The organism is Pseudonocardia alaniniphila (genome assembly GCF_022524485.1).
Taxonomy (GTDB): domain Bacteria; phylum Actinomycetota; class Actinomycetes; order Mycobacteriales; family Pseudonocardiaceae; genus Pseudonocardia; species Pseudonocardia alaniniphila.
The window spans coordinates 182,311-199,762 of the sequence record NZ_JAKXMK010000002.1 but is presented as its reverse complement, the minus strand read 5'-3'; the positions used below and the strand labels follow the sequence as shown (position 1 = coordinate 199,762).

Below are 17,452 nucleotides of genomic sequence, written 5' to 3'. Positions count from 1 at the left end.
CCGGGCGACGGCGGGATCACCGGTAGCTCTCCGGCTCTACCCGGTGCGACCTGCACGAACGGTACGGACCGTGGAAGACGCCTGCCAGCCGTTCCCCCGGTGGGGCGCCGCGGAAACTGGCCGGGGCCGAACCAGACACGTACCCGTCGGGCCGTGGAACGCTTCCCGCTCACCACGCAGGCGCTGAACGACCATCCGCACGGGCATCCGCGGCACCCGCTCCGAGGCGTGGCCCTACCGGCGGTGGTACGAGACGGTCTCGACGACGAGCAGCACCACCGATACGACGTTGGCGAACAGCGCGCCGCCCGACAGCGACACGACGCTCGCCGTCGCCGCAGGAGTCAGCCCTTCGGTCGAGATGTTCGTGGCGTAGGTCCACGCGATCGCCGCGGCGATGAGCTGGAGATCCGCGACGAGGCTGGTGGCCAGGTGGACGGCACCGATCTGCGTGCGGTCACCGAACTTCAGCACCGTCGCGATGAGACTGACGACGACGGCCGCGAACAGCTCGTAGACGTTGTGCAGGTCGGGATTCGAGATGTCACCGATGAAGAAACCGAAGTTCAGGGTGGCGGCCAGCAGCACGAAGAAGCCGAAGACCACCTTCTCGAGGTTCATCCGCAGCCCTCCCCCGGTCATCGCGGTCGCGGCCGCGCCGCGGTCACGCTAACGCGGCCGATCCGGGCACGACGCGCGGTGCGAGCATCATGTGCCCGATCGGGCGCATTCGGATATGGAGGATGAATGGACGTCACCGACATCGCGGAGATCAACCGTCGCACGATCGAGCAGTTCCGGGCGGGTGGCGAGATCACCGGTATGCAGCGGGACCGTCTCCTGCTGCTCACCACGACGGGTCGCCGCACCGGGGAGCGGCGCACCACGCCGATGATGTTCCACCCCGACGGCGACCGGGTGCTCCTCATCGCGTCCAACATGGGCGCGCCCCGCCACCCCGACTGGTACCTGAACCTCGAGGCCGACGCCCACGTCACCGTGGAGGTCGGCGACGAGACCTACGACGCCACCGCCGTGGCGGCCACCGGCGAGGAGCGCGAGCGGCTCTGGAGCATCCTCACGGCGGCCTATCCCTTCTTCACCGACCACGAGGCCAAGACCGAGCGAGTCATCCCGGTCGTCGTGGTGACGCGGACCTGAGCGTCGGCAGTGCATGAGCGCGCCGCGCCGGCCACAATCCGGCCGGGCGCGGCGCGCTCCTCGTACCTCTTTCCGGCGCGGCCCGTCCCTCAGCCCACGGGGTCGGCGCGCGGGGTCACTGCCCGGACGGCCGGTCCAGCCAGGTGGTGGCCCACCACATGTCCCGGGAGATGAACCGGTCGATGCCCTTGACGTCCTTCTTCGTGATCGTGGACAGGTAGCTGCGGGTGAAGAAGGCAAGCGGAAGATCCTTGCCGACCTGCAGCTCGACCTGCTGGTAGTCCTTCGTCCGCTGGGCAGGGTCCGTGGTCTCCGCGGCATCGGTCAGCCACTGGTCGACCTGCGGGTTGGAGTACTTGCCGTAGTTGCCGTTGCCGGTGGTGGACAGGATCCGCGCCACGGCGGGGTCGGGGTAGTCGAACGGCCCGACCCAGCTCGTGAGCTGGAAGTCGTTGCTCTGCAGCACCGACGAGGAGAACTGCGCCAGGTCGTAGGTCTTGACGTCGACCTTGATGCCGATCGCCGCCATCTGGGCCTGGATGAACTCGGCGAAGGCCTGCCGGGCGGTCGTGGTCTTGAACGTGAAGTCCGGGTTGCCACCGGAGGCGCGGTAGGCGTCGACGAGCTGCTTGGCCTTCGCCTGGTCGAACGTCGGCCACTCGTCGGAGGCGGCCTGCGTGTGGAAGGGGCTGTCCTCGATGAACAGGCTCTTCGCCGGGACCATCTGGTTGTTGTACTGGCTGGCCGAGAGCGCCCTCAGGTCGATCGCCCGGATGATCGCCTCGCGCATGTTCCGATCGTTGAACGGCGCCTTGGTCAGGTTGAAGTACATGTACTCACCCGCGCTGCCCGGCCCGTAGTAGACGTTGAGGTTCGGGTTGGCCAGGCCGCGCACGAGCTCCTGGTTGTACCCCCCGAAGATCATGTCGACGTCCCCGTTCTGCATCGAGGAGTACCTGGTCTCGGTGTCGGGGAGCGGCCGGAACTCGATGCCGTCCAGATAGGGCATGCCCGGCTGCCAGTAGTCGGGGTTGCGGGCCAGCTCCAGCTTGGAGTCGCGCGTCCAGCTGACGAAGGTGAACGGACCGGCGCCCACCGGATGGCTCGCGATCTGGTCGCCGTACTTCTTCAGGGCGGCGGGCGAGATGATCATGCCGAGCGTGCCGCCGAAGAACGCACCCCCGAAGTTGAGCGCGAAGTCGCCCATCGGCTGCTTGAGCTTGAAGACCACGGTCAGCGGATCGGGAGCGGTCATCGACTCGATCAGCGACGCAGCCGCGTGGGCGGGTGAGCTCACCTTGTCGATGTGCCGCTGGGTGTTGATGATCACCGCCTGCGCGTCGAAGGGCGTGCCGTCGGAGAACTTCACGTCAGGGCGCAGGCCCATCGTCCAGGTCAGGCCGTTGTCCGAGGTGTCCATCGACTTGGCCAGGTACGGCTCCACGGTGCCGTCGGGCTTGGCCTTCAGCAGCGAGTCGTAGACCGCCGCGGCGGCCGCGTTCTGGTTCTGGACCGTGGGGTCGAACCCGATGATCTCCCGGTCCTCGCCGACCAGCAGCGTGCCGCCCCTCTTCGGCGTGCCCTCCGCGGCGAAGTTTCCACCATATGGGTTGATCGGCTGGATCGTGGCGCCTGGGGCGCCCTGCTTGACCTCGCCGCATGCTGCCCCCAGCAGGGCAACGGAGAGTGCCACGGCCATCGCCGCGACCACCCGCGAAGAACGTGCTCGCAACCGCATCTGCCTCGTCGACTCCTCATCGAGTTCCGCCGCCACCGGTCGCCGGAGGACACACCGCGGCAGCGCGCTCTCCGGGAGGGGGGCGCGGCTCTGCAGGCCGGTCACCGGGGCCGCCGAGAGCATATGACCGTCCAGATCGAAGTGGCAACCAAATTGTCAACAATTTTGGTGACAAACAGGACGTGTCCGGCGCACAGGGCGACAGGGACACATGTCGCTGTTCGGAGAGGACAGATTCCGCGTCACGTGACCATGTCGCGACGGGGGCCGTGCGCGCTTGCGGACCCGTGCACGAATCCGTGACAGCGGTCATGGCGCCCGGGTCTCCCGGTGAAACGACGAGATCCGGGTTTCGGCCCTCGTGAGGCCTGAAACCCGGATCTCGTTGGGGATCAGGCGAACAGATCCGTGCGCGCCTTGGCCAGTGGGATCAGGCCGCCCGCCCTGATCATCTCGAGCAGGAACGCGTCCGGCGGTGCCACCGTGCGCTCCTGTCCCGTCGTCTCGTTACGGAACGTGCCCGCCACGACGTCGACCGAGAGGACGTCGCCGTCGGAGACCAGCCCCGTGACGCCCGGCAGCTCCAGCACCGGCAGCCCGACCTCGAACGCGTTGCGGTAGAAGGTGCGCGCGAACGTGTCGGCGACGACGCAGCCGATGCCCGTGGCCTTGAGCGCCTTCACCGCGATGGCCCGCCCGGACGACTGCCCGAAGTGCTTGCCGGCCACCACGATGTCGCCTGGCTGGACCTCCAGCGGGAAGCGGGGGTTCAGGTCCTCCAGTACGTGCTGCACAATCACCGACATCGGCTCGACCACGTACTTCGTCTTCACCAGCCGGTCGGTGGGGATGTTGTCCCCGAACGTCCAGCACCGGCCGCTGGCCTGCAGCGCGGGGACATCGGTGGTCATGCGAGCTCCCGTGCGTCGGTGATCGTTCCCGCGACGGCCGACGCCGCCACGGTCGGAGCCGCGGCCAGGTACATGCTGGCCTCGGCGCTGCCGTTGCGGCCGGGGAAGTTGCGGGCGTGGGTGGAGATCATCGCCTCGCCCGCGGCCATGGCACCCATGTTGTAGGCCTGGTTGGAGCCCGTGCTCGGCGGGAACCACGTGGCCCCCGCCTCGTGCAGCGCGAGCACCAGCCCTTCCTGTGCAGCCTGGGTGAAGACCTCCCGGCTCGACGGCACCACGTTGAACCGGACGTCCGGGTGCACCCGCCGTCCGCGCAGCACCTCCGCGGCGGCGCGGAAGTCCTCCAGCCGCCCGCCTGCGTGCCCACCCAGCTCGGCGTACTGCACCGGCGTGCCGGCCACGGCCGTGACGTCGGCGAGGTTGCCGACGGTCGGCGGGCACGCCACCTGCGGCGCCACCGCTCCCACGTCGAAGCGCAGCACCCGGGCTGCCTCGCCGCCGTCGCTCTGCTCCAGCCGGTCCTGCGCGGAGCCGGACGGCAGCGAGCGGACGAACGCCTCGGTCACCTCGTCGGGCTCGACGAAGCTGCACTTCGCGCCGAGGTCGACGCACAGCAGCGGGAAGAGCCACCGGTCCCAGAACGACAGTTCCTTGACGTACGGGCCGGCGAACTCGACCGCCGCATAGATGAGCCCGCCCTCGCCGATCTGCCCGACGAGCCACAGCGCGATGTCACGGGCGGTGGTGCCCGGCTGCGGCGTGCCTTCGAGCTCGACGCGCACCGTCTCGGGCACCCGGAACCACGCCTTGCCGTAGGGCAGCACGGTGCCGGCGTGCGAGTCGTTGCCCAGCGCCGCGGCGAAGGCGCCCAGCGCACCGTGCACCGGCGTGTGGCTGTCCGAGCCGACGACGATCGCGCCGGGCCGGACCAGCCCGCGCCGCACGACGGTGTGGTGGATGTTGCCGTTGCCGCAGTCGAAGAGGTGGATGCCGTTGCGCCGCGCCCACTCGCGGTTCTCCTTGAGCATCTCCGCGGCGTCCTCGGTGGGCGGCGAGTAGTGGTGGTCGAACACCATCGCCACCCGCTCCGGGTGGCGCACCGGCCCACCCACCTGTTTGTCGAACACGCGGCTGGTCAGGTACCCGGAGAGGTCGTGCATGATCAGCAGGTCGACCTCGGCCACCACGACGTCACCCGGCTCCACCGAGCGGCGCCCGCTGGCCCGGGCGAGGATCTTCTCCACCATGTTCATGCGAGCAGCTCCTGCGGGTTGCTGATGACACCACGGATCGCCGACGCCGCTGCCGTCGCGGGGCTGCCCAGGTAGATGCTGCTCTGGTAGCTGCCCATCCGGCCCTGGAAGTTGCGGTTGGCGGTGGAGAAGGTGACCTCCCCGTCGGCCATCGCGCCGCCGCTGCCCGCACACGCCCCGCAACCGGGGTTCGTGATCGTGGCTCCGGCCTCCAGCAGCGTCGTCACGATGCCGTCCGACGCCGCCTTCGCCATGATCTTGGCCGATGCCGGCGTGACGATGAGCCGCACGCCCGGTGCCACCTTCTTGCCCGCGAGCACCTCGGCCGCGATCGCGAGGTCGTCGTACTTCGCGTTGGCGCACGAGCCGATGAAGACCTGGTCCACCTTCGTGCCGGCGACCTGGTCCACCCCCACGACGTTGTCGACGGTGTGCGGCACCGCCACCTGCGGCAGCAGCGTGTCGCCTGCCACGCGCTCGACCTGCCGGTACTGCGCGTCCGGGTCGGGCAGCAGCACGTCGTACGAGCCGCGGTCGGCGCCCGCTTCGTCGAGGTAGGAGAGCGTGATCTCGTCCGGGGGCACGAAGGCGTTCTTCGCGCCCATCTCCATCGCGAGGTTGCAGAGCGTCATCCGCTCCGACACCGACATCTGCTCCACGTAGCTGCCGTGGAACTCCACGGAGCAGTACGTGGCGCCGTCGGCCCCGACGTTGCCGATCAGCTTCAGCATGACGTCCTTGGGGTACGTGCCACGCGGGAGCGGGCCGTCCACCTCCACCTTGATCGACTCCGGCACCTTCATCCAGAGCTTGCCGGTGACCCAGGTGGCGGTGATCTCGCTGAACCCGACGCCGGTGCCGAGCGCACCGAGCGCGCCGTAGATCGTGGAGTGCGAGTCGGTGCCGATGATCAGCTCGCCGGGCTTGATCAGCCCGCGCTCCATGAGCACGACGTGCGCGATTCCCGCGTTGACGTCGAAGAAGTTGCGCACGCCCATCCGGTCGGCGAACTCCCGGCACAGCGCGTGGTAGCCCGCCGTCTTGGCGTTGTCCGCCGGGGCGATGTGGTCCATCACCATGGCGATCCGGTCGACGTCGTAGAGCTCGTCGACGCCCATCCGCTCCAGCGTCCGGATGCACCGCCAGCTGGCGGTGTGGCTCATGTAGAGGTCGGGGAAGGCGTCGACGATCTGACCCGGCTGAAGGTCCTTCTCCCCCGACGCGCGCTCCAATGCCTTCTGCGCGAACGTCCTACCCACGTTGACCTGCACCCGCCTTGTCCTTCGCCGCCGCAGCCTGCTGCATCAGGTGCGGGATGAGCCCGCCGGCCTCGAGGATCACGCGCAGCCCCGGCGGGTACGGGGCGAAGCCGAAGCTGCGCTCGCCCACCGTGACCGTCCCCGCGGCGTAGTCGACCAGCACCTCGGCACCGTCCACTGTGCCGTTCATGACGGCGTCCGCAGCCTCCGAGCACTCGACGGCCACCAGCCCGGTGTTGATCGCGTTGCGGAAGAAAACCCGGGAGAACGACCGCGCGACGACCGCGCTGATCCCGGCCCCGATGAGGCACGTCGAGGCCTGCTCGCGGGCGCTGCCGCAGCCGAAGTTGCGCCCGGCCACCACCACGTCGCTGGCCCGCAGCCGCTGCTGGACCTCGGCCCCGAGCGGCTCGAACGCGTGCTCGGCCAGCTCGGCCGGGTCGATGCTGACCAGGTAGCGGCCCGGGATGATCACATCGGTGTTGACGTCGTCGCCGAAGACGATCGCCTTCCCACCGACCACGCCCTGTCCATCGGCAAGCTCGCTCCGTGCCGATGGTTCGTTCGCAAGCTCACTCACGGCGACGTCTCCTCCAGGAACCAGTCCGTCGGGACCTCGTGCCCGAGGCCGCGCTCCTCCGCCAGGGCGAGGGCGCGGGCGCAGACCGCCGCGAACTGCAGGCCCATGCCGGTGTTGTTGGCGAAGATCGTGGTCTCGTCGGGACGGGTGCGCCCCGGTGCGGTGCCGGCCAGCAGGTCGCCCAGCTCGTGGATGTCGTCCCAGCTCATCCGGCCCCGGTCGACCGGGCCGAGGATGTCGTACTGCTTGTCGTGGTGCACCTGCTCGCGGGAGAGCACGACGATGCGGTCGGCGCGGTCGAACGTGGCGTCGTCGAGCTCACGACGGGTGGCAGTGCCGTCCGGCGAGGTGATCGCCGTGACGTGGCTGCCCGGCTCCAGCCAGGCGCCCTCGAAGCAGGGGTCCATGGCCGCGGTCGCGCACGTGACGATCCGGCAGCCCTCCACCGCTCCACGCGGGGAGTCCACCGCCACGATCCGCTTGCCGGTGCGCTCGCTCCAGATGGCCGCGAACTTCTCCCGGTTGCCTGGGGTGGGGCTGTAGACCCGCACCTCCTCGATCTCCGGGCGCACCATCAGCAGGCACTCCAGGTGCGACTCGGCCTGCCAGCCCGAACCGAACATCCCCGCGACGGTGACGTCGGTGGCCGCCAGCTCCCGGATCCCCAGGGCCGACGTGGCGCCGACCCGCATCTTCTGCACCACGCTGTCGTGCAGGATCGCGAGCGGCTCCAGGGTGGTCATGCTGTAGAGCGTCACGAGCCCGACGTAGCGCCCGCCCGGCGCCGCGGGGATCAGGCGCCGCCGCTGCACACCGTTGGCCAGCGTCTCGACACCCGCGATGTCGGAGGTGATCCGCAGGGCCCACACGCCGCTGCTGACCGTGCCGCCCTCCTGAGACTTGAACCGGAAGCGGAACCCGGGGTGCCGGGCGTCCTCCACCGGGAAGTAGGTGTGGTTGCGCGGGCGGTTCGCGCCCTTGCCCTGCGCCAGCTCGACGTAGGCGGTCTCCAGGGCGGAGAGACACTCCGCCGGGGTGAGCACCTGCTCGATGTCGGCGTTCGACAGCACCCTCATGCGTGCAGCTCCTTGTCATCGAGCTGTTCGGCGCCGGTCTCTCCGACGCGAACGGTGTCGGCGACGGCCACCCGGCCGCCGTCGGGGAAGAGCACCTCGACCGAGACGACCACGACGGCGCCGACGGGAAGCTGCTCGTCGGGGCTCGCGTAGTCCCCACCCGTCGAGAGGTCGGCCTGGTGCACGACGGTGGCGTGCGCCGTGGCGCCTGCCGGGAGCCCGGTGAGCGTCTTCTCCGCAGCCGCGGCGGGCACGGCGGCCGCCTCACCCGGTGCGACGGCAGCACGGGCGGCGGCCAGTGCGTCCTGCAGCGAGGCGGCCCACTGCGGCGCACCGGCAGCCTGGGTGACCAGCCGCGAGGCACGCAGCCAGCTGAACCGGAACTGCCCGGTCACCTCCACGGCCGACACCTCGTCCGGACCGTGCACCACCTCGACCATCAGGTCGGTGTAGCCGGCGCCGCGCAGCGCCTGCTCGAGCAGCGCGATGCGCTCGCCGTCCGGCAGGTCCGGGCCGACCACGGCGTCGAGCGCGGTGCGCAGGTGACCGGCGGCCGCGCCCAGCAGCCCCAGCTCGGCGGCCGACGGGACGAGCCGCTGCTCGCGGACGAGCCCGCCGAGCGGGCGCACGTCCCAGCCGGGTGCCGCGGCCCGCACCTCGTCCACGGTGGTGGTCGGCCACAGCGAGCCGTCGACGAGTCCGATCACGCCGGGCTCGGTGTTATCGACACCTGCGGCGTTCTCGATGAAACCCTGCACGAGCGCGGTGAAGCCCTTGCCGCTGCGCAGATCGGTGAGCGTCGACGAGCGGCGCATCCACGGGTGCACCCGCGGCGACAGCTTCATCAGGAACGCGGGGTCACCCTCAGCGGGGACCGCGAGGATGCCCTCGTTCCAGTAGATGCAGAGGTTGGTGAGGTATCCGACGTCGTCGGAGCGGTGGACGTCGGCGTAGACCAGCCCGATCGTCACACCTTCGTCCTTGAGCCGCCGCTGCAGCCGCGCGACCCGGTCGGGGCGCTCCTGCTCCGGCACCTCCGCCGTGTCCAGTACGACGAGTCCACGTTTCATGCCGCCACTCCCTGCGGGGTCTCGAAGAGCACCCGTTCCGTCTCGATCAGCACCTCGTAGCCGGTGGCGGTGACCACCACCGGGTCGCCGAGCACGTGGTAGCCGGCGATCGGCGTGTAGGTGTTCGGGTGGACGATGAACACGGCCCGCTCCGGCAGCACCGTGTGGTTGCCCTCGATGATCGGGGACTCGTCCAGGTGCAGCCCGTGGCCGTGACCCCGCACGCGCGTGTACTTGGCCGTGCAGTACTCGCCGTAGCCGTACTTGCGGAACACGTCGTTCTCGGCCACCGCCACCTCGTGTGCCGTGATCCCCGGCCGCACGACCGAGAGCCCGGCCTCCACGGCCTCGTTGAACAGGTCGAACGAGCGGCGCTGGGCGTCGCTCGCCTTCCCGACGACCGCCGAGCGGCAGATCTGCAGCCAGTACCCGTTCATCTGCGGGGTGAGCTCGGTGCGCACCATGTCGCCCTCTTCGAGCAGCCGCGGGCCGGGCGGCGTCATCCCCATGACCTCGTCGCCGCCGGAGGCGATGAGCATGAAGTTGTCCTCGGCGCCGAGGCGCTTCAGCTCGGCCTCGACCTCGGCGACGATGCGGTACTCGGGCAGGCCCGGCTCCAGCACGTCGACGAACTTCTGCCAGCCCGCCGCGCAGACGGCGGCCGAGCGGCGCATCTGCGCGAGCTCCCAGTCGCTCTTGACCATGCGGGCGTTGTCGAGCAGGCCGGTGGCCGACACGACCTCCGCATTCGGCGCGCCCGCAGCGATCGCGTCGGCGAACGCCTGCGGCAGCAGCTCGAGGTGGGCCACCCCGATCCGTGTCGGGGCGAGGTCACGCAGCCGCTCGGTCAGCACCGTGGCGGCCGGGAAGTCCAGCCGCGACACGTCGGTGACCCAGCCGCGCTCCGCGATCACGGCGAGGTCGGCCGGCCGCACCGAGAACGCCGCGGGGTCCCCCGTCACCGGCACCAGCACGAGCGCGGCGCTGCCCGTGACACGTGCGTCGGTCAGGTAGCGGATGTTCTCCCGGCGCCAGCCCGGACCGTAGGCAAGGAGTAGGTCGAGGCCCTGCTCGGCCATCGCTGCGCGCACTCTCGTATAGCGCAGTTCCTGCTCGACGTCGTCTGCTCCGTTCACTTCGTTTCCTTTCGCTCGACCACTGGGGTCATACGGCCGCCGCCTCCTCCATCTGGATGAAGTCCTTGGTGACCTGCTTCTCGATCTCGAAGAGGCGGTCGTCCTCCGGCACCCGCGGGTACGGGACGTCGATCGCGATGTCCATGTGCGTGGTGCACGGCCGCGCGGTGACGACGAGCATCCGCGTGGACAGGAACACCGCCTCTCGGATGTTGTGGGTGACGAACAGGACGGTGCGGCCGGTGGCGCGCCAGATGTCGGTGAACTCCTGGCGCAGCTTGCGGGCCGTGATCTCGTCGAGCGCGGAGAACGGCTCGTCCGCCAGCAGCAGGTCGGGCTCGATCGCCAGACCCCGCGCCAGCGCCACCCGCTGCTGCATGCCGCCCGACAGCCGCAGCGGGAAGTAGTCGCCGAACTCGCCGAGGCCGACGAGGTCGAGGTAACGCTGCACCCGCCGGTCGGCCTCCTCGCGCGGCACGTCCAGCTCGTCGAGCGGCAGCCGCACGTTGTCGCGGACCGTGCGCCACGGCAGCAGGCGCGGCTCCTGGAACACGACGCCGATCCGGACCGCCGAGCGCGAGCGGGCGGTGACGACGTGGCCGTTGATCATGATCCGGCCCGACGTCACGTCGTCCAGCCCGTTGATCATGTTCAGCAGGGTCGACTTCCCGCAGCCCGACGGGCCGAGGATGGACAGCAGCGAGCCGTGCTCCACCGCCACGTTCAGCCCGTCGATGACGGTGAGGGGCGGCTCCCCGCGGCGCGGGAACTGCTTGCGGACGTTGTCGATCACGAGGTAGGGCTGGTCACCGTCGCTACGGGACACCTCTTCGGACACGATGGCTCCCTGGTCAGTTCTGCATCGACGGACGCCAACGCGTGAGCCAGTGCTCCGTCGGCTTGAGGATCAGGAACTCGATGAGCAGCAGGACGATCGTGAACAAGATCGTCCAGGCGAGCACCTGGGTCATGTTGAACAGCCCGAACCAGTAGCTCAGCTGGTAGCCGACGCCGCTGGACAAGCCGATCAGCTCGACGACCGTGGCGATCTTCCAGGACAACCCGAGCGCGTAGCGCAGTGCCGCGAGCAGGTACGGGATCACCTGCGGGACCACCAGCTTGCGCAGGATCGCGCCGCGCGAGAAGTGGAACGCCTGCCCCATGCGCACGAGCGACAGGTCGATCGCCTTGACGCCCTGCCACATGTTGATCGCGACCGCCGGGACGGCCGTGACGCCGATCGCGACGATCGCCGCGAGGTCGTTCAGCCCGAACCAGAGGATCGCGAGGATGCCGTACACCACCGACGGCACGGTGAACGCGACGAGCACCCAGGAGTCGAGGAACTCCTCGCCGAACTTCGACAGACCCATCGCCAGACCGATGATCAGGCCGAACGCGACGGCGATGATCATGCCTGCGACGACCCGGTAGACGGTGGTCCAGAGGTGGAAGTAGGTCTCGGAGTCGCCCAGGTTCTGCACCAGGGTGCCGAACACGCGGATCGGCCCGGGCAGCACGCTCTCGTCGAAGAACAGCGACGCGATGAACCAGACCACCACGAGCGCGGCCAGCGACATGGCCCGCAGCCAGACGCCCCGCCAGGAGCGGCGGACCACCGGCACGAGGTCGGCCTCACCCGCGACCGGCACCACGGCCGTGGGGAGCGAGACGTCCGGTTCGCGGTCGCTGTGCAGCGTGCTCATGACGTGGCCGTCCGCAGGTCGGTGCGGAAGAGACCCTCAGGAACGGCAGGCACGAAGTTGTCCGCGCCGAGCACCGGGATGAGCTGCTCGATGAGCTTGGACTCGGCGTCGGCCTGCTCCTGGTTCCAGTCGGCGATGTAGCGCGATCCGACGCGCTCCTTGAGCATCTGCGGCGCCCGCGGGTCGGTCAGCTCGATCTTCTTCGCGTAGTCGGCCCAGACGTTCGGGTCGGTCTGGATGAACGCCACCGTGTCGTCGAGGGCCCCGCTGAACGCGTTGAGCACGCCGCAGTGCGATTCCGCGTACTCGTCCGTGGTGGCCCCGAGGACGTGACCAGGCAGCTTGCCGAACGCGGCCTGGTAGTCCTCGGAGATGTCGCTCAGGGTGCGGTACTTGCCCGAGAGCAGGGCCTGCACCGTCGCCGTCGTGCCGATCAGGGCAGCGTCGATGTTGCCGGCGTCGAGCAGGCCCAGCATCGCGGCGTCGGGGGCCTCGATGATGTCGACCTGGCCGCCGAGATCGTCGATCCCGTACTTCTCCTTCGCCACGATCGACGTGATCGCGAACGTGGCACTGGACCGGCCCCCGAACGCCCCTAGCTTGCGTCCTCGCAGGTCGGAGAAGGTGCGGATGTCGGAATCGTTGCGCGTCACCACGACGTTCGACGGGCTGGTCAGGACGTCGAAGATCATCGCGCCGCGCCCCTGCTGACGGGCCACCGCCATCGCGGTGAGCCCCCCGAACCCGACGTCGACGGTGTGCTGCCCGATCGCGGCGTGCAGCGCGGAGGGGTTCTGGAACGAGCTGACCGTCACCTCGAGGTTGTGCTTGGCCGCGAAGCCCTGCTCCTGCATGACGAACGTGACGAGATCCTGCGCACCCGGGTTGACACCGAGCTTCAGCGGCTGCTTCGACGTGAGCGGCGCGCAGCTCGCCGCCTCGGGTGAGCCCGCATCACCACCCCCGCCGCCGCATGCGGCCAGGGCGAGGCTCGCAACCCCCAGCAGCGCCACCTGCCAGCGCCACCGTTTCGAACACTTCATTGTGATCTCCTCTCGCACCTGTAGCTGCTACTTCGACCCCCGCGCGGCCGCCGTCGCCGGGCCGGCCGCGCTCGGCTGCTGGAAGATCTCCGTGGCCGCGTCGAAGATCGACGCGAGCGACTCCTGCAGGATCTGCCGCCGCTCCTCCGGCACGGCCTGCAGCAACTGCTCGCCGGCATCGGCCAGCGCCACGTCGGCCGCCTCCTTGGCGGCCTGCCCCTCCGGAGTGAGGCTCAGCAGGAGCGACCGCCTGTTCTGCGGGTTCTCCTGCCGGTTCATCAGGCCTCGCCGCACGAGCACCTCGACGCTCTCGGACACCGTCGGGACGGTGAGGTTTCCGAAGGCGGCGAGCGCCGCCATCGACGTGTGCCCTTCGGAGACCCTTCGGAGCATCCGGTGCTGGCGGAACGTCAACGGGGTGTCGAGCTGCCCGAGCACCCGGCCGTAGAGCCGGGTGAGACGAGCCGAGACCGACACGAGAAGCACGCCGAGGTCTTCGTCCCTGCGTTCACCGCTCGGTCCTGAGCTCACGCGTTCTCCTAACTAAGGGCCCCTAACAGTTAGGTTCCCATAGTGAAGTCGATCGCGTCTGTGGTCAAGAGCGGATCCTGCGGCTTGGAGGGAGCCCCGCCGGTGCTGGACAATCCCGTCATGGCGGCGCCGATCGATCCCACTACCAGGCCCGATTCGCTCTCGCGCCAGATCTACGCCACCCTGCGCGAGGGCATCATCCGCGGCCGCTACCCACAGGGATCCCGGCTCGCGGAACAGCGGCTGGCCGAGGAACTTCAGGTATCGCGCGTCCCGCTGCGCGAGGCCGTGCCCGTACTGGAGATCGAGGGGTTCGTCTCCACACTGCCCCGCCGCAGCGCGATCGTCACCACGTGGACGATCAGATCGGTGCACGACCTGTTCGACCTGCGGCTGTGCCTCGAGGTCGGCGCAGCCCGGTACGCCGCGCGCAGGATCGCCGCAGGCGCCTCGATCGCCCCGCTACGGGCCGCGCTGGAGACCGCGCGCGGCAGCCTGGGAAGCGGCGACGCCTACCGGATCGCGGACGACAGCACCCGGTTCCACGAGGGGATCGTCGATCTCACCGACAACGCGCTGATGCGAGCCGTGATGCGCTCACTCGCGGGCCGGATGATGTGGCTGTTCTTCATGACACACGAGCCCGGCCCGCTCCACGCACACAACGGCCACGAGGAGCTGCTCGCCGCCATCGAGTCGGGCGACGAGCGCGTGGCGGAGGCCGTCGCGTACACCCACATCGAGCACTACCGGCTCGACTCGTTGCGGGCGCTGCGCGCGTCGAGCGACATCCGCGACGAGCCGGCCTGACCAGGCGCGACTCACATCGCCGCCGCGCCGGCCGGTGACACCACGCGGCGCGGCGTCTCGCTTGCACCTACGCAACTGTATACAGTTTGTATTCAACGTCGGCAAAATCGGGCTTCCGGCGGGTCAATCGACAAGCTCCGTATTCAGCCGAGCACGCTGCGACACGGCCGATCAGGCGCCGGCGGCCGCGAACTTCGCCATCGCCACGTGGTAGCCCATGAGCTGGGCGGGCAGCAGGTACAGCAATGGGCTCAGCACCTCGGCGACGTCGGGTAACCGCACCACCGCGTCGGCGAGACCGTCGAACGCGTGCTCACCCGCGGTGGTGGCCACGTAGACCTGCCCACCGAGCTTGCGCGCCCTCCTGGCCGTGTCGACCGCGCTCTCGATGGACGGACCGCTCGGTACCAGCAGCCACAGCGGATCGTCTGCCTTCCGGGAGTTGCAGCGGCGGCACTCCCCCAGCTGGACGGCCATGGCGTGGTCCCGCGAGCACTCCTCGACCGTCGCCGCGCCCAGCACCGCAGAGGCCCAGTTCGGCCCGGCGCCGGAGAACAGGTACATGTGCCGCCCGGCCTCCCGCGCCGCCACCTCGGCCACGATCGGGTCGCTCATCGCGAGTGCCGCCGACATCAGCCCGGGCACGATGGCGAGCTCCGCAAGGAGGGCATCGGCTCCGGCCGCACCGCGGCCGCGGCCCACGAGCCCGGCCAGCCGGAACAGCAGGGCCAGCGCCGCGGTGGACGACTGGGTGGGCCAGCCCAGCCGCGTGGCGTCGACGTGCAGCGCGTGGTTGCTCTCCTCGTCGAGGGTCGAGCCCGCCGTGTCGGTGAGGGCGAGGGTGAGGGCTCCGGCGTACTGCGCGACGAGCAGGGCCTCCACCGTGCGCGTGGCCTCGCCCGAATGCGAGAGCGCGATCACGAGCGACCGCTCGGTGACCGCGGGCGCGAGGTACGAGGCCAGATCGAGGCTCTGCACCGGCTCGCACGGCACGCCGAGCATCGACTCCAGCGCGATCCGGGCTGCCGCCATCACGGCCAGCGAGTCGCCCGCTCCCACGAGGAAGGCGCGGTCGAGATCGCGAACGGCGATCATCGACGCGACCTCGTCGAGGACGTCACGGTTGCCCGCCCAGTTGCGGTCCACGACCGCGGGCTGCGCGAGCAGCTCATCGCGGGTCGCCTCGACCCTGCGGCGCTGCTCGGCGTCGCACGGATCGTCGGTCGGCAGGGCGAGCATCGCGGCCCGCTCGGCGTCGGCGACGCGCACGAGGACCGCACGCTGCCGGTCGTCCAACGCGTCTACCCCCGCCGTCGATCTGATCCGGGAAGCCATCACGATCAAACGGTATACAGTTTGGGGTTTCTCGCGGATGACATCCGATGAACAGAGGGTGACGCCGCCACTGGCTTGACACGGCGCGCGCCGTCGCGGCAGTCCGGCGTGGCGACCCTGAGCCACTACGGTGATGCTGTGACCGACCGCGACAACGCTGCTCCCGACCACGCGTCGTCCGCGCCCGCTGACCTGCTGACACTGGACGTGACCCGCATCGGATCCGCGGCCGTGGTGACGGTGAGGGGCGAGCTGGACCTGCAGACCGCGCGCAAGCTCATGTCCGTGGTCGACGAGACGCTGGCATGGCCTGACCTCACCGCGCTGGTGATCGATCTCACAGCAGTGAGCTTCCTCGGCTCCTCCGGGCTGGGCACGCTCGCCGAGCTCGCCACCCGCACGACCGCGAGCCGGGGCCCCGGCCCCTATCCCGCCCCGAACCAGACTCCCCGGCCCGCGCTGCGCCTCGTGGCGCCGCCCGACAACCAGGCGGTGATCCGCCCGTGGGAGACGATGAACCTGCAACAGATCCTGCCGCTGCATCCCGACGTGACCACCGCCCTCGCGGATCTCTGAGTCCCTCCCCGAATTCAGGTGCGGATCACGGATTGCCTGACAGGCTGAGTGCATGAGCTCCCCGCACGACTCCTCGACCCCGTCCGGGTCGACGGACTGGACCACGACGCCCGTCACCGCCGACCTCCTGCGCGGCGCTCTCGACGTGGAGCGCACCGAACGCGGGGTGCTGCCGCACCGGCTGCCCGCCAGGGCTCGCGCACAATGCGCCGACGGGCAACTGACCATGGCCGAAGCCCAGCCCTCCGGCGTGCGGGTGGTGTTCCGCACCCGGGCCACGGCCATCGAGTTGGACGCACTCCGCACCAAGGTGGCCTACGAAGGCGCCCCGCCCCGACCGGATGGCGTGTACGACCTGCTCGTCGACGGCCGCCTGACCGGGCGGGCCGGCGTGACCGGCGGCAACGTCCTGATGGTGGACATGGCCACCGGATCGGCGGAGACCAGGCCCGGCCCGGTCGGCACCGTCCGATTCCCCGGTCTGCCCGACGGGCTGAAGGACGTCGAGATCTGGCTGCCCTACAACGAGATCACGCAGCTGGTCGCATTGCGCACCGACGCCCCCGTCGAGCCCGTGCCGGAGGCGGGCCGCAGCGTGTGGCTGCACCACGGCAGCTCGATCAGCCACGGCTCCGACGCGGCGAGCCCCACCACGACGTGGCCGGCGCTGGCTGCGTCTCTCGGCGGCGTGGAGCTGATCAACCTCGGTCTGGGCGGAAGCGCCCTGCTCGACGCGTTCACCGCCCGAGCTCTGCGGGACACCCCGGCGGACCTGATCAGCGTCAAGATCGGCATCAACCTGGTCAACACCGACGTGATGCGCCTGCGTGCCTTCACTGCGGCGGTGCACGGTTTCCTCGACACCATCCGCGACGGACATCCCGCCACTCCACTGCTGGTCGTCTCGCCCATCCTGTGCCCCATCCACGAGGACACCCCCGGCCCCAGCGCCCCGGACTTCAGCAACCTCGTGGAAGGGAGACTGCAGTTCCGCGCCATGGGTGACCCGGCGGAACGGGCAGGCGGGAAGCTGACGCTGACCGTCATCCGGGACGAGCTGGCCCGCATCGTGAAGCAGCGGGCGGCCGACGACGCGAACCTGCACTACCTCGACGGCCGCGACCTCTACGGCGAGGCCGACTTCGCCGAGCTCCCGCTGCCCGACCAGCTCCACCCGGACGCTGCCACCCACCGCCGCATCGGCGAGCGCTTCGCCGCCGTGGCCTTCGCCGCCGGAGGGCCGTTCGCCGCCAGGCGTGCCTGAGGC

Annotated in this window: 18 protein-coding genes; 4 read left to right on the top strand and 14 right to left on the bottom strand. The window is 69.9% G+C overall.

The genetic code is table 11. The features are described from left to right. Positions 1–234: 234 nt before the first annotated feature. Entirely contained in the window at positions 235–621 is a 387-nt protein-coding gene (locus MMF94_RS01980) for a DUF6394 family protein (RefSeq protein ID WP_241034297.1), read from the bottom strand. Positions 622–747: 126 nt separating this feature from the next. On the opposite strand from MMF94_RS01980, the gene MMF94_RS01975 reads away from it, so the two are divergent. Next, positions 748–1,161 carry a nitroreductase family deazaflavin-dependent oxidoreductase gene (locus MMF94_RS01975; protein ID WP_241034296.1) on the top strand — a complete coding sequence of 138 codons (414 nt, stop codon included), beginning with the start codon at positions 748–750 and terminating at the stop codon, positions 1,159–1,161. A 115-nt stretch (positions 1,162–1,276) separates the two neighbouring features. On the opposite strand, the gene MMF94_RS01970 is transcribed toward MMF94_RS01975, so the two are convergent. The 12 genes from MMF94_RS01970 to MMF94_RS01915 form a co-directional block, all read right to left on the bottom strand. Further along, entirely contained in the window at positions 1,277–2,899 is a 1,623-nt protein-coding gene (locus MMF94_RS01970; protein WP_241034295.1) for an ABC transporter substrate-binding protein, read from the bottom strand. 392 nt (positions 2,900–3,291) lie between these two features. Then, complete coding sequence (locus MMF94_RS01965) at positions 3,292–3,810, bottom strand: LeuD/DmdB family oxidoreductase small subunit (RefSeq protein WP_241034294.1); 519 nt, start codon at positions 3,808–3,810, stop codon at positions 3,292–3,294. Beyond that, on the bottom strand, positions 3,807–5,063 hold the full coding sequence (locus MMF94_RS01960; RefSeq protein ID WP_241034293.1) for a 3-isopropylmalate dehydratase large subunit: 1,257 nt from the start codon (positions 5,061–5,063) through the stop codon (positions 3,807–3,809). Before MMF94_RS01960 ends, MMF94_RS01965 begins: the two co-directional genes overlap by 4 nt. Then, positions 5,060–6,334, bottom strand: a complete 1,275-nt coding sequence (locus MMF94_RS01955) for an aconitase/3-isopropylmalate dehydratase large subunit family protein (protein ID WP_241034628.1) — start codon at positions 6,332–6,334, stop codon at positions 5,060–5,062. The genes MMF94_RS01960 and MMF94_RS01955 overlap by 4 nt, the downstream gene beginning before the upstream one ends. Next, positions 6,315–6,902: a LeuD/DmdB family oxidoreductase small subunit gene (locus tag MMF94_RS01950; protein ID WP_338104151.1), complete on the bottom strand. Its 588-nt coding sequence runs from the start codon at positions 6,900–6,902 to the stop codon at positions 6,315–6,317. The genes MMF94_RS01955 and MMF94_RS01950 overlap by 20 nt, the downstream gene beginning before the upstream one ends. Further along, positions 6,899–7,978, bottom strand: a complete 1,080-nt coding sequence (locus tag MMF94_RS01945; RefSeq protein WP_241034627.1) for an ornithine cyclodeaminase family protein — start codon at positions 7,976–7,978, stop codon at positions 6,899–6,901. The genes MMF94_RS01950 and MMF94_RS01945 overlap by 4 nt, the downstream gene beginning before the upstream one ends. Next, a complete protein-coding gene (locus MMF94_RS01940; RefSeq protein WP_241034626.1) occupies positions 7,975–9,048 on the bottom strand; it encodes a hypothetical protein in 1,074 nt (357 codons plus the stop codon). The genes MMF94_RS01945 and MMF94_RS01940 overlap by 4 nt, the downstream gene beginning before the upstream one ends. Next, positions 9,045–10,184, bottom strand: a complete 1,140-nt coding sequence (locus tag MMF94_RS01935) for a M24 family metallopeptidase (protein ID WP_241034625.1) — start codon at positions 10,182–10,184, stop codon at positions 9,045–9,047. The genes MMF94_RS01940 and MMF94_RS01935 overlap by 4 nt, the downstream gene beginning before the upstream one ends. A 28-nt stretch (positions 10,185–10,212) precedes the next feature. Then, on the bottom strand, positions 10,213–11,022 hold the full coding sequence (locus MMF94_RS01930; protein ID WP_241034624.1) for an ABC transporter ATP-binding protein: 810 nt from the start codon (positions 11,020–11,022) through the stop codon (positions 10,213–10,215). 13 nt (positions 11,023–11,035) lie between these two features. Then, on the bottom strand, positions 11,036–11,890 hold the full coding sequence (locus MMF94_RS01925) for an ABC transporter permease (protein WP_241034623.1): 855 nt from the start codon (positions 11,888–11,890) through the stop codon (positions 11,036–11,038). Beyond that, positions 11,887–12,933 carry an ABC transporter substrate-binding protein gene (locus MMF94_RS01920; protein WP_241034622.1) on the bottom strand — a complete coding sequence of 349 codons (1,047 nt, stop codon included), beginning with the start codon at positions 12,931–12,933 and terminating at the stop codon, positions 11,887–11,889. Before MMF94_RS01920 ends, MMF94_RS01925 begins: the two co-directional genes overlap by 4 nt. 27 nt (positions 12,934–12,960) lie before the next feature. Beyond that, positions 12,961–13,464 (bottom strand): MarR family winged helix-turn-helix transcriptional regulator, encoded by a 504-nt coding sequence (locus MMF94_RS01915; RefSeq protein ID WP_241034621.1) that lies wholly within the window; start codon positions 13,462–13,464, stop codon positions 12,961–12,963. Between the two features lie 102 nt (positions 13,465–13,566). Here MMF94_RS01915 and MMF94_RS01910 point away from each other — a divergent pair, with 102 nt between their 5' ends. Continuing rightward, a complete protein-coding gene (locus MMF94_RS01910; RefSeq protein WP_241034620.1) occupies positions 13,567–14,274 on the top strand; it encodes a GntR family transcriptional regulator in 708 nt (235 codons plus the stop codon). Positions 14,275–14,445: 171 nt separating this feature from the next. Here the strand turns inward: MMF94_RS01910 and MMF94_RS01905 are convergent, their stop codons facing one another. Next, positions 14,446–15,609, bottom strand: coding sequence for an SIS domain-containing protein (locus MMF94_RS01905; RefSeq protein ID WP_241034636.1), 1,164 nt, complete (start codon positions 15,607–15,609; stop codon positions 14,446–14,448). A gap of 138 nt (positions 15,610–15,747) precedes the next feature. Between MMF94_RS01905 and MMF94_RS01900 the strand changes: the two genes are divergently transcribed. After that, positions 15,748–16,185, top strand: a complete 438-nt coding sequence (locus tag MMF94_RS01900) for an STAS domain-containing protein (protein WP_241034619.1) — start codon at positions 15,748–15,750, stop codon at positions 16,183–16,185. 52 nt (positions 16,186–16,237) lie between these two features. After that, entirely contained in the window at positions 16,238–17,449 is a 1,212-nt protein-coding gene (locus tag MMF94_RS01895) for a GDSL-type esterase/lipase family protein (RefSeq protein ID WP_241034618.1), read from the top strand. Positions 17,450–17,452: the final 3 nt, after the last annotated feature.